The organism is Rhodococcus sp. ACS1, assembly GCF_002300155.1.
Lineage (GTDB): Bacteria > Actinomycetota > Actinomycetes > Mycobacteriales > Mycobacteriaceae > Rhodococcus_F > Rhodococcus_F koreensis.
Map to the genome: position 1 here is coordinate 1,347,306 of NZ_NSDZ01000001.1, position 15,043 is coordinate 1,362,348.

Here is a 15,043-nt window from a genome sequence, read left to right on the forward strand (position 1 = left end):
GGTGCCGGTCACCTGCGATCGGTGACCGGCGTCGAGCAGTATGGGAATCGGGGTCAGACGACCGCGACGTCGTGGGCGCCGTGGGCTTTTCGAAGCTCACCCTTGACGACCTTGCCGCTGGCATTCCGGGGGAGGGCGTCGACGACGACGACGTCTTTCGGATGCTTGTAACGGGCCAGTTTGTCTTCGAGCCACGCGGCGAGTTCGTCGACCGTCAGATCGTCGCCGTCGTCGTCGAGCGCCACGATCGCCACGGGCACCTCGGTCCACTTGGGGTGGGGCCGGCCGACCACGGCGGCCTCCCGGATCCTCGGATGCCCGAACAGGACGTTCTCCACCTCGGCGCAGTAGATGTTCTCGCCGCCGGAGATAATCATGTCCTTCTTGCGATCCACCACGTAGACGAAGCCTTCCTCGTCCTGCCGCACCAGGTCGCCCGAGTGGAACCACCCGCCGGCGAACGCGTCCGCCGTCGCGGCCGGGTTCTGCCAGTAGCCCTGCATCATGGTCGGGCCGCGGTACACGATCTCGCCCACGGTGCCGGGGGCGACGTCGTTCATCTCGTCGTCGACGATCCGCGTCTGGATGGTCGGGACGGGCTTGCCCACCGAGCCCAGCTTGCGGATCGCGTCGTCGCCGTCGAGCACGCACGTGATCGGGGACATCTCGGTCTGCCCGAACACCGCCACGACGAGAGCCTTCGGGAAAGTCTCCGCCATGGCGCGCAGGACGGTGTCCGATGCGGGTGCGGCACCCCAGCTGATGACGCGGAGGGCGAGGTCGCGGCCCGCGGCAGTGGGGTCGGCGCAAACGGCCTGCCACTGCACCGGAACGAGGAACACCGTGGTGATGCGCTCGCGCTCCCACACGTCGAGCATCTCGGCAGGGTCGAACGCCTTGAGGGGGTGGATCACGGTCGTCGCGCCGAGCATCAGCATCGGGGCCACCGAACCGAGGGCGGCGACGTGGAACACCGGGGACGCGAGGAACCCGACGTCGTCGCCCCTGTCGTAGCGCATCGCCCGGATGCAGGTGATGGACTGCCCGACCATGTTCGAGTGCGACAGCACCGCACCCTTGGGTGTTCCGGTCGTGCCGGAGGTGTAGAGGATGAGCGACGGCGTGTCCTCCGGCAGGTCGACGGGGGCGAAGGCGGGACCGTCTTCCGCGACGAGGTCCTCGTAACCGAGAACGTCGCCCTCGGTCTCCGCGCCCATGACGATCGCGAGGCCGAGATCGGGAACATCTTGCCGCACAGCGGAAACGAGAGGCGCGAGCGCGGGCTCGGTGACGACGGCTCGTGCGCCCGAGTCCCGTGCGATGAACGCGACCTCGGGCGGTGTCAGCCGGAAGTTGACCGGGACCGCGATCGCGCCCAGCGCGTTGATCGCGAGCACCGCCTCGAAGAATTCGGTGCGGTTGAGCGTGAGCAGCAGGACGCGGTCGCCGAAGTTCACCCCGCGCCGGGACAGCGCCGCCGCGAGGGCCTGCGAGCGCTCGTGCAGTTCGCTCCACGACGTGCTCTGCCCGAGATGGCGGAACGCGGGATGGCCGGGCTTCGTCCGGGCGTGGGTGGCAACCCAGTTGTTCCAGTGGTTGCGGCGGGATTGCAGTGGCTGCGTGAGCGTCTCGCTACGTGATGACATGTGATGGTGGTCCCTTCGCTGTACTCGAGTTCGCCCCTCGGGCCCCACACGGAGGCTGTGACGAGTATTACAGATGTCGACGTCTATCGGAACGGTCTTGTTAACCACAATTCGCATCAGCTGCCGAAGTTCGGAGTACGTTTCGTGAGCATGGCCGTGACCCCCTCGGCGAAGTCTGGCGACTGGAGCAATTCGGTCTGGCCGGCCTTCTCGCGGCCCAGCGCCGGGTCCAGTTCCGTCAGCGTGGTCGCCGTGAGAGCCTGCTTGGTCAGCGCGATGGCCCTGGCCCTGGCCCTGCCGATCGAGGCGGCGATCAGCGCGCTCCGGCGGCGCCTCCCGGCCGCCCGCTGCGGCCGCCGCCGTGAGATCCGCGCCGGTGCAGAATGCCGCGCCCGCACCCGAGAGGACGACGACGCGGACGGCAGGATCCGCCGCCGCGCCTTCGAGCACGTCGCCGAGTGCGGTCATGTGTGCCAGATCGAGTGCATTCATCCGGTCGGGCCGATCGATCGTGATCCGGAGGATCCCGCCGTCCACGACCACCCGGAGACCGCCGGCTGCGACGGCGGAGACGGTCGACGGTTGCCGTGGTGCACTCATGAAGCCAGCTACCTCCGAGGGAATCGACCTGCGAGGCCGAGGAAAGGCGGGGCGACGGAAGAAGGCATCGTCGCACGCGAATTGCTGTTAACTTATTAGGGTCGTTCGGTACGTGTCAATACCTCTCGGAACACATTTCGTACTGTCTTACTGGCGATTCATCGAGACGCCGGGCGAACACTCCAGCGCAGGGTGACCATCCGAAGCTCGTCGGCGCGGGAGTCTCGGTTAAGATGACCGCAGAGGAACTGGCAGACGACTGCCCACTACTGGAGGTGACCGTGGCCCGGACCAGCACGGCGGCCGGTGCCGCCACCGACCGGCCGATCCGCCGCCGCCCCAAGAATCGCAAGGCCCAGATCGCGAACGTCGCAGCCGAAGCCTTCAGCGAGCGCGGCTACCATGCGGTCGGTGTCGACGAGATCGCCGCCACCATCGGCATTTCCGGTCCCGCCCTGTACCGGCACTATCCCAACAAGTACGCCCTGTTCGTCCACGCGGCGAGGACGACGGCCGACGCACTCCAGGCAACCGCGGACAGCGCACTCGACGGCGTCGCCGAACGCGAAGCCGGCGACCGCCTCGAACGCCTGATCGCCGCCCTCGTCGCCAACAGCATCGAAAACCGCAAGGTCGCCGGGCTCTACCGCTGGGAGGGCCGGTACCTCGAGGCCGAGGACCGTAAGCGGATTCGTGCCGTCTTCGTGCACGTCACGCAGTGCGTGGCCGCGCCGCTGCGCGAGATTCGCCCCGAACTCACCGCCGTGGACGCGACGACGCTGGGAGCGTCGACGCTGAGCGTGATAGGCAGCATCAGCGCACACCGGACCACCCTCGCCACCCGCAGACTCGACACGCTCCTGAAGTCGGCATGCGGGTCGATCCTGAACGCGACACTCCCGCCCGCCGTCCCGAACGCGGGCAGGGGCGCCGCCGCCGGCGCGGTGCGGGGACTCGCCGTGACGTCCAAGCGTGAATTGCTGATCAACGAGGCCGTCAAGATCTTCGACCGGCACGGCTACCACGACTCGAGCATCGAGGAGATCGGCGCCGCCGCCGGCATCAACGCGTCGAGCGTCTACCGCCACTTCCCCAGCAAGGCAGACCTTCTGGCGGCAGTGTTCTACCGCGCGTCCGACCGGCTGGCCGTGGCCACGTCGGCGGCGCTGTCCACGGCCACCGACCCCGAGGACGCCCTCCGCAAGCTCGCCGAGTCGTACCTGGAACTGTCGTTCGGGAACCCGGAAGTGCTGTCGGTCTACTTCGCGGAGATCGGGAACCTCCCGAAGAACGAGCGCACCAATCTCCGTAACGTGCAGCGCCTCCACGTCGAGGAATGGGTCCACCTGGTGACCGCCGTGCGGTCCGAACTCTCGGCGCCGGAGGCACGGTTTCTGGTGCACGCGGCGCTGGGGCTGGTTCTCGACATCGGCCGACTGGTCCACTTCGACACCCGCGAGGAGTCGCGTGCCCGGCTCCACACCCTGATGACCGCCGTGCTGCTGGGGCACTGAGCCCGTGCCCCTGGGCGAATCACCCAGGGACACAGTTCTCATGCGGCCCGCCGGCGGGCCCCTCGTTGCCTGTCGTTGTCCGCGCCGAGGTCACGGGGGCGGTAGCCCACCGGGTATCCGGGGTAGGTCCGGTTGCGCGGATCGCGTGCGGCCTTCGATTCGCGGCGCGGTGGCAGGAGGCGCACGAACCGCGCCCGGATCCGCAGCGCACGTCGGGACGCGTTCTGCAGCCAGCGCGGGGCTGCGGGAAATCCGAACGCCGCCAGCATCATCGGGTCGAGGAGCGCGTAGACCCCCATTGCGACGAGCGGCCGGAGTGCCGCCGGAAACCAGGAGCAGAACAGCGTCAGCGTGTACGTGCCGACCCGATGGTTATCGTCGGTGTACCGGAAGTGTGTCCGCTCGTACTCGGCCTTGAACCGGTAGAAGTCCTCGAAGGTCTCGGGGATGTTCCTGATCCCCATGCGAACCCCCACCTGACGGTAGAAGTGGAAGCACGCAAGACGCTCGTTCGGGGTGAGCCGCCGCCACCCGAACCGGTCGATCCAGTCGATCGGCTCGTAGATGAAGGTGGTCAGCACGTACAGCATGTCGTCGTTGTCGATGTCGTACTTGCCGTGCATGCGGTTCACGACGCGCAGTGATTCGACGCCGCGTTCGGAGTCGTAGCCGTGTTCGACGAGTTCGGCCATCAGCAACGCGGTGTCGTCGTATCGCTTCTGCGGCCGCTTCTCGAACTCGCCGGTGCGCTGCAGCAGTTCCGAAATCGTGGGGACGCAATACGTTCGGAACAGTGCGAACTCGAGGGACCGCTGGTAGTCCCACGGAAACTCGTAGCCGGCAGTGATGCGGTGGATCTCCTCGTGGTCCCTGACCGGGTCGAGTTCCTCGATCCGGCGCTGCCAGCCGTGCCTGCCCCGTGGAACCCCGCCCGGCGCACCGGTGCCGGTGCGCATGGTCTTCGTCAGCATGTGGATGCCCTCCCGCGATCAGCGTCCGTGTCGGTTCTTCAACATCCAGGCGGAAATCTTCATGTCCCGCGACTTGCGCTGCATGGTGAGCAGGTTCAGCGGAGCCGCGAACTTCTGCCGGGCGATGGATTTGACCCGGCTGAATTCACGCAGACCGTCCGCGCCGTGGATGCGGCCGAAGCCCGAATCTCCGACACCGCCGAACGGCAGCGCCGCCACGCCGGCGAACCCGAGCACCGAACCGATCGTCACGACACCGGCCCTGAGCTTTTCCGCAGCCTGCATCGCCTTCGTCGCGTCCTTGGTGAAGATGGATGCGCCGAGACCGAACGTGGTGCCGTTGGCCAACGCGACCGCCTCGTCGAGGCTGGCGACCTTGTTGACGACCACCGTGGGGCCGAACGTCTCCTCGCGGATCGCGGTGCTGTCCTCGGGAACGCCGGTCAGCACGATGGGCCCGACGTACCCGTCCGCGATGGAGTCGAGTCCGCCGACCACCGCGGATCCACCCTTGTCGAGTGCGTCCTGGACGTGGCTGCGAACCACGTCGGACTGGCTGGTCATCGTCATGGGGCCGTACGCCGCGTCCCGTGGCCCCGGGCGCAGGACCTTCGATTTCTCGGCGACCAGCCGGACGAACTCGTCGTAGACGGAGTCGACGACGTAGATGCGCTCGACGCCCGCGCACGTCTGTCCGGCGTTGCCCATCGCCCCGAACACGGCGAACCCGGCCGCCTCGTCCAGGTTCGCGTCGGCGTCGACGAGCATGGCGTCCTTGCCTCCCGCCTCGACGACCAGCGGCGTGAGCGTTTCGGCGCAGGCAGCCATGACGCGCTTGCCGGTGGCGGCGGACCCGGTGAAGGCGATCTTGTCGACGCCGGCGGAGACGAGGGCGGAACCTGTCGACCCGTCGCCGGTGACCACCTGCAGGACAGGCTGATTGGGAATGAGTGCCTTCCACTTGTCGGCGAGCCACACCGCGACCCCGGGGGTCAGTTCACTGGGTTTGAAGACGACGGTGTTGCCCGCTGCCAGCGCGTAGGAGATGGAGCCCATCGGCGTGTAGACGGGGTAGTTCCACGGCCCGATCACACCGACCACACCCATCGGCTCGTACCCGACGCTGCTGGCCTGGTTCGCGCTGACCAGACCGGAGGGCACCTTGCGCCGCTTCAGGACCTTGCCCGCGTTCTTCGCCGCCCAGTCGAGATGCTCGATGGCGAGCATCACCTCGAGCAGCGCGTCGTCGTAGGGCTTGCCGGTCTCGGCGGCGACGAGTGCGGCGAGTTGCTCGCCGTCCCGTGCCATCGACTTCTTCCAGTCCAGGAGCCATTGTTTGCGGCCGTCGAAGCCGAGGGCGTTCCACCACTGCGCGGCCGACCGGGCCGCGTCGACGGCGGCGCGCACCTCCCGCTCCCCCTCGATCGGGTACTCGGCCAGGACGGTGCCGTCGCGCGGGTCCAGGGACGCGAACGTCTTCGGCGCCGACTCCGCCGGCCCCGTCGGAGCCGTGGGCTGAGCGCCTGCCGTCGTCTCGGTCGTCTCCGCCTGCTGTGGCATGGTCGATATCCTCCCTCGAGATCACATCAAATATATGTGATGTGATGTAATGTAGTGGACATCACAGTATGCGGGTAACCCCATCGCGGCAAGCCCCACACAGTCACCCCCGGCCGGCCTGTTCGCCGCCCGCATCACCCACGAGGAGCTCCCCGGACATGAGCGTCGAATTCACCAGTGAACAGAAGGACTTCGCGGCGGCGATCGCCGATTTCTGCAAGCGGGAGAGCGGCACCCGCGAGCAACGCGACAGGCTGACGAATCACGGCGAGCACAACCACAATCAGGACCTCTACGAGAAGATGGCGAAGCTGGGCTGGCTGGGCATCACCATCCCCGAGGAGTACGACGGCTCGGCCGCGAGCCACGTCGACATGTGCATCCTGCTCGAGGAAGCCGCCAAGGGCATGGCGCCCATCGGCGGAATCGGGCCCACCCTGATCACCGGCGGCGCGTACGCGAAGTTCGGAACCGACGCACAGAAGGACGTCGTGCTGCGCGGCATCGTGGCAGGCCGGTCGCAGTCCATCTCGATGTCCGAGCCGGAGGCCGGTTCCGACGTCGGCAACCTCAGCACCCGCGCGGAGAAGACCGCCGACGGCTGGGTGATCAACGGCCAGAAGACGTGGTGCTCCAATGCGCACTTCGCCGACAACATCCTGCTCGTGGCCCGCACCGGGCGCGGCGACGGCAAACACGAAGGCCTCACGATGTTCCACGTCCCCGCGGATACCGCGGGACTGAAGATCAGTGGCATCGACACGATGGGCGGCAAGGAGGTCAACGACCTCTACTTCACCGACTGCGTCCTCCCCGAGGACGCGGTGGTGGGCGAGGTCGGCAACGGCTGGCGCCAGCTGATGACCGGACTGAACTTCGAACGCCTGATCCTCGCCGCCATGATGCTCGGCACCGCGCAGCGCGCGTTCGCGGACACCCTCGATTTCGTCACCCAGCGCAAGCAGTTCGGGCGTCCCGTCGGATCGTTCCAGGCGCTACGCCACCGCATCGCCGATCTCGCGACGGAGATCGAGTGCTGCAAACTGCTCGTGTACAGCGTCGCCAAGGACGTCGACGCGAACCCCGACAAGATGCTGGCCCGCGAAGCGTCGATGGCCAAGCTGAAGGTCACGGAGACGGCGAAGAAGGTCGCGCTCGAGGGCATGCAGATGATGGGCGGGTACGGCTACGCCACCGAGTTCGACATGGAGAAGCACGTCCGCGCCACCATCGTCTCGAGCATCTACGGCGGTACCAACGAGATTCAGCGCGACATCATCGGCAAGACCTACGGCTTGTAAACATCCACTGCGGTTTATGCTGGTTTGCCGCATCGAAGGAGTTCTCCATGGCATCGCCCTCCGTGTCACGATCCCCAGCGGGCCGCACCCTGCGCCGCCGACCCCAGTTGTCGGACGACGTCGCCGTGCACGTCCGCAACCTGATCATGTCCGGGGGCGTTCGCCCGGGTGACTTCATCCGCCTCGACGAGACGGCGGCGGACCTGGGTGTCAGCGTCACACCCGTCCGCGAGGCGCTCCTGACCCTGCGCGGCGAGGGACTCGTCGAACTGGTTCCCCACCGCGGCTACGTGGTCGCCCCGCTCAGCCGGGACGACATTCACGACCTCTTCTGGCTACAGGGCCAGATCGCCGAGGAACTCGCGGTCCGCGCGACGCGGTCCGTCACCCCGGAGGTCGTCGAGGAGCTGACCGCGATCAATGAGAAGCTGCGGCGGGCCGTCGAGGACGGCGAGGCCGACCGCATCGAGGATCTCGAGTTCTCCTTCCACCGTGTCATCAACCATCTCGCCGACGCGAGCAAGCTGTCGTGGTTCCTGCTCAGCGCCACCCGGTACACGCCGGTGCAGTTCTATTCGTCCGATCCGGCCTGGGGCGAGTCGGCGGTCGAGAGCCACCGGCGCCTCATCGCCGCGCTCGCCGACGGGAAGGCCGACGTGGTCGGCGCCGAGAACAAGGCCCACTTCATCGACGGCGCCCAGCGACTGGTCGCACATCTCGACGAGGTCGGCATCTGGGACTGACCGGCGCCGCCGATCACCCGTGCCGGGTCAGCACGGTGCGGGGTTGCGGTCTCCGTAACCGGGGTCCAGTGCCCGCTGGATGATGTACACGGCCCGCGGATCGGTGGTCAGCTGGCCGTGGTCCGCGGTGTTCGTGTCGCAGCCGTCCTGGAGCCAGATGTTGTGCACGGCGGCCCCGGGACCGGCTGTCAGGAACGTGTTCTCGGGAGGGGTGGACACGGTGTCGCTGCGACTGGCGACCACCGTGTAGTCGATGCCCGGGTCGGTGTCGCCCGCCGCGTTGAGGAGCTGTAGGAAGGGCGAGCCCACCATCTGCTGGATGTAGGACGGCCCGACCGCGACACCGGCGAGCGTTGTGACCGGCACACCCAGTGCCTGCGCGATCGCACCGAGCGACTGGACGTCCCCGAAGCTGGTGCCGTGGTTGGTGGCGCCGAGCGTGACGAGCGAGTGCACCTTGTTCAGCGCGGGGTTCGCCCGGTCGGCACCGCCTTCGAACCGCAGGTACTGACGGGACACCGTGCCGCCGAGCGAATGCCCGATCATGTCGACCTGCGGAGCACCGGTGGCGGTGCGGACCAGCTCGACGAACCCGGCGAGCTGCCGAGCGGACTCCTCGATGTCGGCGCCGCCGAACATGCGCATCATGTTGCCCTTGGTCAGACCGGCCGCCTGTCCGTAGTTGAGGGCGAAGACGCAGTAGCCGTCCGCGCTGAGCTCCGGAGCGAGGTCCTTCCACGTCCCCACCATGCCGGTCCAGGTGCCGTGCACCAGCACGACGGGACGGGGGTGTGCCGCGGACGGCTTACAGCTCCAGTCGTTGGCCCCGGGAAGCGCGGACGGATCGACCACGGGCGCGGGTTCCGCTTCCACGGGATCCGCTGCCGCCGGTGCCGCACTGCCCAGCATCACGATGCCTGCCAGCACGCACAACAGAGCCCTAGTGGCCGACGATATACGCATATTCCTCGTATCCTGAGTGTGCGGAAATAGACTTCAGGTTACGTTAGCCAACCGTCCATCAAAGTCTCAACCTGAGATCGAGACTCCCGGGGGTGATAACCCACCAGGTTCGTTTTCGGCCGATCGACCACGGCACTCCCGGCCATCCGGAAGGCTCATGGAAACGAACCACCAACGACACACGATAGTCGGGATGAGAGAGCTACTGCCGATCGAGTGAGTGGGGCGATTATGTACTTCTCCGTAGAACAGCGGAACGGCGACGATTCCGGAGAGCATTCTGACGCCTCGGCGCAGCACGCACTCGAGAGTCTGCGCGCGGAACTCGACGCCGTCGACGCGACCCTGCTCGAGGCGGTCCGGCAGCGGTTGGAAGTGTGCCTGCGGATCGGCGAACTGAAGCGCCGCGAGCACATCGCCATGATGCAGCCGGGACGGATCCACATCGTCCACGAACGGGCGCGCCAGTACGCCGACAGCCACTCCCTCTCCCCGGAGTTCTTCGATTCGCTCTACGACCTCCTCATCGCCGAGACGTGCCGGCTCGAGGACCTCGTGATCAACGCGGAGACCGTCGACGAGGCTCCCCGCCACAATGGCAACCACAACGGCAGCCACAGCCACGCCGGCAACCACCAGGTTCGCCACAGTTCCGTGCCGTCTGCGAATGTCGAGTCGTGATGAGTACCCGGACGCTGCTGGTCGACAATTACGACTCCTTCACCTACAACCTGTTCACCCTGCTGGCCGAGGTGAACGGGGAACCGCCGACGGTCGTGCACAACGACGTGGAGTGGGGTTCGATCCCCTGGTCCGACTTCGACAACATCGTCATCTCCCCCGGCCCCGGCCGGCCGGACCGGAAACGCGACTTCGGGATCAGTGCCCGCATCATCAGGGAAACCGAACTCCCCGTGCTCGGCGTGTGCCTCGGCCACCAGGGGCTGTGCCAGCTGTTCGGGGGCAAGGTGGTGCTCGCGCCCGAACCGATGCACGGCCGCGTGTCCCTCGTCGACCACGACGGTTCCGAACTCTTCGCCGGCATTCCGTCGCCGTTCCCGACGGTTCGCTACCACTCGCTGATCGTCGAGGATCTCCCCGGCGACCTCGAGGCCACCGCCTGGACGGCCGACGGACTCCTGATGGGCGTGCGGCACCGCACCCGCCCGCTGTGGGGAGTCCAGTTCCATCCCGAGTCGATCAGCACCGCCTTCGGCCACGAACTGCTCGCGAACTTCCGCGACCTCACGCAGACGCATTCCGGGACACCCACGCACGGTTCCCTGCTCAGAATCCCGATCCCCCACGCGCCGTACGTGGTCCAGCAGGTGCGGGTCGACCACGAAGTCGACCCCCGCACCACGTTCGAGGATCTGTTCGCGTCCGGACCCAACGCGTTCTGGCTCGACGGGACGTCGGCGTCGGAACCGACTTCGCGTTTCACGATCATGGGCAACTGTTCCGGTCCGCGCGCCGAATACATCACGTACGACGTCAGCGAAGCGATCGTCCGGATCACGCGCGAGGGGTTACCGGTCGAACAGGTGCACGCACCGTTCTTCGACTACCTCGAACGGCAACTGCAGGCACGGTCGGTGCCCGGACTCCCGGGTGTGCCGTTCGGCCTCGGCTACGTGGGATACCTCGGCTACGAGTTGAAGGCCGAGACCGGCGGAACGGCGGCACACAAGTCGCCCACCCCGGACGCCGCGCTGGTGTTCGCGGACCGCGCCGTGGTCATCGACCATTCGAACGAGCGCACGTACGCGCTGTGCCTGAGCGATCACCAGGACGATCCGGAGTTGCGCCGCTGGCTCGACGAGATGGAGGCGGCGCTGCACCGGCTGGCCGAGCCGGACCAGCCGCCGACCGCGGTGCCGCCGATCCGGAAACCGGAATCCGCCGAACTCGCCCTGCGGCACGACCACGACAAGTACCTCGACCACATCGCGACGTCGCTCGGCGAGATCCGGACCGGCGAGTCCTACGAGGTGTGCCTGACCAACATGGCGACGGTGGACCAGTCGATCGATCCCCTGCACACGTTCGAACTGCTGCGCTCCATCAGCCCCACTCCGTACAGCGCGTACCTCCAGTTCGCCGGACTGTCCGTTCTCAGCGCCTCCCCCGAACGGTTCCTGCGGATCGGCGCGGACCGGGTGGTGGAGTCCAAACCCATCAAGGGGACCCGTCCGCGCGGTGCCACCCCCGCCAAGGACGCGGCGCTGCGGCAGGATCTGCTCGACAGCGAGAAGGATCGCGCCGAGAACCTGATGATCGTCGATCTGACGCGGAACGATCTGGCCCGGGTGTGCGTTCCCGGCTCGGTGCACGTTCCGAAGCTGTTCGACGTCGAAACGTACGCGGCCGTGCATCAACTCGTGTCGACCGTGCGCGGAACCCTCAGCGCCGACGCCTCCGTCGTCGAGTGTGTCCGGGCCGCCTTCCCCGGCGGATCGATGACGGGCGCCCCGAAGATCCGGACGATGGAGATCATCGACCGGCTCGAGTCCGGGCCGCGCGGTGTGTATTCCGGTTCGATCGGCTACTTCTCGCTGACGGGGACGGCCGACCTGTCCATCGTCATCCGGACGATCGTTGCCACGGACACCGAGGTGACATTCGGCATCGGCGGTGCGATCACTGCGCTGTCGGACCCGGAGGAAGAGTTCGACGAGGCAATGGTCAAGGCCGCCACCATGTTGCGGGCGCTGTCCGTGACGGCAGACCGGCCGAACGAGATCGGGCAGTGAACGCCCCGGCCGCATCCGCCAGGACCGTCGCACTGATCGGCGGTTCGGGCGATGTCGGCCGGATGCTCGCAACCCGGCTCCGCACCGACGGAAACACGGTGCGCACCATTGATATCCGGTTCACCGACCGGTCCGACTCGGATCAGATGAAGGGCGACGTCACCGACCCGACGCCGGAAATGCGGGCGGTGGTGCAGAACGCCGATGCGGTGATCCTCGCGATACCCGAAAGCGTCGCGCTGGAGTCGATTCCGTTCGTCGTCGCGGAGTTGCGCGAGCAGGCCCTGCTGGTCGACACGCTGTCCGTGAAATCTCGATTCGATGCGGCCCTGCGGGAGAGCGCACTGCGGGGCGGCGCGGTGGGCATCAACCCGATGTTCGCGCCGTCCCTCGGACCGGAGGGCCGCCCCGTCGCGGCCGTGACCTACCGGGACGGCGCCGGGGTCGAATGGTTCCTGTCCGCACTGTCCGGCTGGGGATCCTCGGTGGTCCGCCTGGACGCCGAACACCACGACCGGCTCACGGCAGCGACCCAGGCACTGACACACGCCGGCGTCCTCGCTTTCGGCCTCGCTCTCGCGGAACTCGGTGTCGACGGCGCCGAACTCACCGCGGTGGGCACCCCTCCGCATCTCGTCTCGCTCGCGCTCCTCGCACGGGTCGGCGGCGGCGTCCCGGAGGTCTACCACGACATCCAGGCCGGCAATCCCTTCGCCGGCGACGCCCGCCGCGCGCTCGCCGCCGCGCTCGCCACGCTCACCGACACCGTCGAGCAGGGTTCGGAAGACGATTTCGCCGCGCTCATGTCCCGCGCGACGTCCCCCCTCGGCGACCGGAACGAACCCCTCGCCCGGCTGTGCGCCGACCTCTTCACCGATCTCGTTCACCGACAGCCGCGGAACGGAGATACGTCATGACGACCCGGAACTTTCCCTCGCTCCCGGAGTACGACCCGTCCGATCCGGTGGAGAGTGCCGTCGTGACGCGGCTCGCCCGCAACTGGGGGCAGCGGGCGACCGTGAAGAAGCCGGAACCGGACCTCGACGCGCTGTTCGACCTCGGCAAGCAGGACTACCCGAACGAGTTGCTGCCGTTCGCCGATCACGACCGGTTCCTCCGCATGGGCGGCGAGCAACGGAACCAGCTGCGGGCGTGGGCCTGGATCGCGTTCAACAAGAACGTCATGGACATCGAGCAGTACGTGGTCAATCCCGGGTTCGACCTCGTCGCGCACGACGCCCTCGACACCGGGCTCGGAGACACGTTCGCCGTGGCCGTCCACCAGGCGATGGTGGACGAGCAGTACCACACCCTCATGCACCTGAACGCGAGCGCGGTCACGCGCCGTCAACGCGGTTGGGCGATGCCCAATAACGCCCTGCCCGACGTCCTGACGTTGCGCCGCCAGCGCGCGGCGACGACCGAGGCCGCCGACCCGAGGCAGCGGGCGATCACGACGTTCGCCTTCATGACCGTGGCGGAGATCTCGATCAGCTCCTACCTCGACCTGATCTCCGAGAACGACGTCATCCAGCCGGTCAACCGGGCGACGGTCCGGCTGCACAATCGCGACGAGTACTGTCACGCCTCGATCGCCGACGACATCGCGGGCGTCGTCTACGACACCCTGAACCCCGGCGACCGGCGGCTCTTCCTCGACCGGCTGGTCGACGCGATGACCGCCTTCAGCAGCAACGACTACTCGACCTGGCACACCATCGTCGACATTCTGGACCTCGAGGGCGGTCAGGCGATGATCGACGACGCCGAACACGACACCCGGCGATCCGCGCTGGTCCAGGATTTCGGTGGCATCCACAAACTGTGCAAGCACCTCGGGGTCGCGGGCGAGATGTCCTACGAGTGGGCCTGACGTCGCGGGGAAGCCGCCCGATTTCCGTGACAGCCGCTCCCGTCCGGTTGTCACAGAACGGCGGGGCCCGGTGTCTGGTGTGTGACACCGTCGAGAACGAAGAGGAGCCAGCCATGGCCGGCACGTCGCAGACCACACCTGACGATCGCGGCGGGAGCACGGATGCTCGTTCCGATCCCGCCACCGAGGCGTTCGTCGCCCACCGCAATCTGCTGTTCACCGTCGCCTACGAGATGCTCGGCTCGGCCGCCGACGCGGAGGACATCCTGCAGGAGACGTGGCTGCGGTGGGCGGGCGTCGATCTGGGCACGGTGCGGAATCAGCGGGCGTACCTGGTGCGGATCACCACCCGCCAGGCGCTGGTCCGGCTGCGCACGGTCGGCAGGCGCAGGGAGTCCTACGTCGGCCCCTGGCTACCGGAGCCGCTGTTGACCGCGCCCGACGTGGCCGAGGACGTCGAGTTGGCCGACAGCGTGTCGATGGCGATGATGCTGGTGCTGGAGACGCTCGCACCCACCGAGCGGGCGGTGTTCGTGCTGCGTGAGGTGTTCGCTCTGGAGTACGGGGAGATCGCCGCCGCCGTCGACAAGAGCACGGACGCCGTCCGTCAGATCGCGCACCGGGCGCGGACCCACGTCGCGGCGCGCCGGCCGCGGGGCGTCGTCTCCCCGGCCGAGTCCCGGGATGCGCTCGATGCGTTCAAACGGGCGCTCGAGACGGGCGACCTGCAGAGCCTGCTCGACCAGCTCGCACCGGACGTCGTCCTCCTCGGTGACGGCGGCGGAGTCAAGCAGGCCGTGCTGCGACCCATCGTCGGGGCCGACAAGGTGGGCCGCCTGCTGGCGGCAGGCCTTCCCCGGATCGGCGGCGAGGTATCGGTCGAACCCGTGCAGATGAACGGCTCCCCCGCGCTGATCGTCCGGCTCGACGGGGAGATCGACGACGTCGTGGCCGTGCGGATGGACGACGGCAAGATCACCGGGCTCTACATCGTGCGCAACCCCGAGAAACTGTCGCGGGTCGAACGGGAAACCGCGGTGAGCCGCTGAGGCGGACCCGTGAACTGACGATGCCCGTGGTGGGAAGGCGCGGAGCCTTCCCACCACGGGCGCTCGGAGA

Annotated in this window: 12 protein-coding genes and 1 pseudogene; 8 read left to right on the forward strand and 5 right to left on the reverse strand. The window is 67.6% G+C overall.

Going from position 1 to position 15,043, the window contains the following annotated elements; all coding sequences use genetic code 11:
* Nucleotides 1–53: 53 nt before the first annotated feature.
* Both fadD5 and CJ179_RS06550 read right to left on the reverse strand, forming a co-directional pair.
* Nucleotides 54–1,646 (reverse strand): fatty-acid--CoA ligase FadD5, encoded by a 1,593-nt coding sequence (gene fadD5 / locus CJ179_RS06545; RefSeq protein ID WP_095860934.1) that lies wholly within the window; start codon nt 1,644–1,646, stop codon nt 54–56.
* A gap of 116 nt (nt 1,647–1,762) precedes the next feature.
* Nucleotides 1,763–2,246 (reverse strand): annotated as a pseudogene (locus CJ179_RS06550) (enoyl-CoA hydratase-related protein).
* Between the two features lie 233 nt (nt 2,247–2,479).
* Between CJ179_RS06550 and CJ179_RS06555 the strand changes: the two are divergent.
* Nucleotides 2,480–3,760, forward strand: a complete 1,281-nt coding sequence (locus CJ179_RS06555) for a TetR/AcrR family transcriptional regulator (protein WP_257015349.1) — start codon at nt 2,480–2,482, stop codon at nt 3,758–3,760.
* Nucleotides 3,761–3,798: 38 nt separating this feature from the next.
* On the opposite strand, the gene CJ179_RS06560 is transcribed toward CJ179_RS06555, so the two are convergent.
* Nucleotides 3,799–4,731: an oxygenase MpaB family protein gene (locus tag CJ179_RS06560; RefSeq protein WP_095860935.1), complete on the reverse strand. Its 933-nt coding sequence runs from the start codon at nt 4,729–4,731 to the stop codon at nt 3,799–3,801.
* 18 nt (nt 4,732–4,749) lie between these two features.
* Nucleotides 4,750–6,291, reverse strand: coding sequence for an aldehyde dehydrogenase family protein (locus CJ179_RS06565; protein ID WP_095860936.1), 1,542 nt, complete (start codon nt 6,289–6,291; stop codon nt 4,750–4,752).
* Nucleotides 6,292–6,449: 158 nt separating this feature from the next.
* On the opposite strand from CJ179_RS06565, the gene CJ179_RS06570 reads away from it, so the two are divergent.
* Nucleotides 6,450–7,592, forward strand: coding sequence for an acyl-CoA dehydrogenase family protein (locus CJ179_RS06570; RefSeq protein WP_095860937.1), 1,143 nt, complete (start codon nt 6,450–6,452; stop codon nt 7,590–7,592).
* Between the two features lie 47 nt (nt 7,593–7,639).
* Nucleotides 7,640–8,335: a GntR family transcriptional regulator gene (locus CJ179_RS06575; protein ID WP_072945665.1), complete on the forward strand. Its 696-nt coding sequence runs from the start codon at nt 7,640–7,642 to the stop codon at nt 8,333–8,335.
* Between the two features lie 27 nt (nt 8,336–8,362).
* Here the strand turns inward: CJ179_RS06575 and CJ179_RS06580 are convergent, their stop codons facing one another.
* A complete protein-coding gene (locus CJ179_RS06580; RefSeq protein WP_072945663.1) occupies nt 8,363–9,298 on the reverse strand; it encodes a triacylglycerol lipase in 936 nt (311 codons plus the stop codon).
* A gap of 231 nt (nt 9,299–9,529) precedes the next feature.
* On the opposite strand from CJ179_RS06580, the gene CJ179_RS06585 reads away from it, so the two are divergent.
* From CJ179_RS06585 to CJ179_RS06605, 5 genes are all read left to right on the forward strand, one after another.
* Entirely contained in the window at nt 9,530–9,979 is a 450-nt protein-coding gene (locus CJ179_RS06585) for a chorismate mutase family protein (protein WP_095860938.1), read from the forward strand.
* A complete protein-coding gene (gene pabB / locus CJ179_RS06590) occupies nt 9,979–12,051 on the forward strand; it encodes an aminodeoxychorismate synthase component I (protein WP_072945658.1) in 2,073 nt (690 codons plus the stop codon). The genes CJ179_RS06585 and pabB overlap by 1 nt, the downstream gene beginning before the upstream one ends.
* Nucleotides 12,048–12,968: a prephenate dehydrogenase/arogenate dehydrogenase family protein gene (locus CJ179_RS06595; protein ID WP_095860939.1), complete on the forward strand. Its 921-nt coding sequence runs from the start codon at nt 12,048–12,050 to the stop codon at nt 12,966–12,968. Before pabB ends, CJ179_RS06595 begins: the two co-directional genes overlap by 4 nt.
* Complete coding sequence (locus tag CJ179_RS06600; protein WP_072945652.1) at nt 12,965–13,924, forward strand: diiron oxygenase; 960 nt, start codon at nt 12,965–12,967, stop codon at nt 13,922–13,924. The genes CJ179_RS06595 and CJ179_RS06600 overlap by 4 nt, the downstream gene beginning before the upstream one ends.
* 113 nt (nt 13,925–14,037) lie before the next feature.
* A complete protein-coding gene (locus tag CJ179_RS06605) occupies nt 14,038–14,973 on the forward strand; it encodes an RNA polymerase sigma-70 factor (protein ID WP_072945650.1) in 936 nt (311 codons plus the stop codon).
* The last annotated feature ends 70 nt before the right edge of the window (nt 14,974–15,043 follow it).

Excerpts from the sequence above, each read along its gene's own strand:
- CJ179_RS06565 (WP_095860936.1), bottom strand. The coding sequence starts at position 6,291 with ATGCCACAGCAGGCGGAGACGACCGAGACGACGGCAGGCGCTCAGCCC.
- CJ179_RS06560 (WP_095860935.1), bottom strand. The coding sequence starts at position 4,731 with ATGCTGACGAAGACCATGCGCACCGGCACCGGTGCGCCGGGCGGGGTT.
- CJ179_RS06580 (WP_072945663.1), bottom strand. The coding sequence starts at position 9,298 with ATGCGTATATCGTCGGCCACTAGGGCTCTGTTGTGCGTGCTGGCAGGC.
- CJ179_RS06575 (WP_072945665.1), top strand. The coding sequence starts at position 7,640 with ATGGCATCGCCCTCCGTGTCACGATCCCCAGCGGGCCGCACCCTGCGC.
- CJ179_RS06555 (WP_257015349.1), top strand. The coding sequence starts at position 2,480 with ATGACCGCAGAGGAACTGGCAGACGACTGCCCACTACTGGAGGTGACC.
- fadD5 (WP_095860934.1), bottom strand. The coding sequence starts at position 1,646 with ATGTCATCACGTAGCGAGACGCTCACGCAGCCACTGCAATCCCGCCGC.
- CJ179_RS06570 (WP_095860937.1), top strand. The coding sequence starts at position 6,450 with ATGAGCGTCGAATTCACCAGTGAACAGAAGGACTTCGCGGCGGCGATC.
- CJ179_RS06605 (WP_072945650.1), top strand. The coding sequence starts at position 14,038 with ATGGCCGGCACGTCGCAGACCACACCTGACGATCGCGGCGGGAGCACG.
- CJ179_RS06585 (WP_095860938.1), top strand. The coding sequence starts at position 9,530 with ATGTACTTCTCCGTAGAACAGCGGAACGGCGACGATTCCGGAGAGCAT.
- CJ179_RS06600 (WP_072945652.1), top strand. The coding sequence starts at position 12,965 with ATGACGACCCGGAACTTTCCCTCGCTCCCGGAGTACGACCCGTCCGAT.
- pabB (WP_072945658.1), top strand. The coding sequence starts at position 9,979 with ATGAGTACCCGGACGCTGCTGGTCGACAATTACGACTCCTTCACCTAC.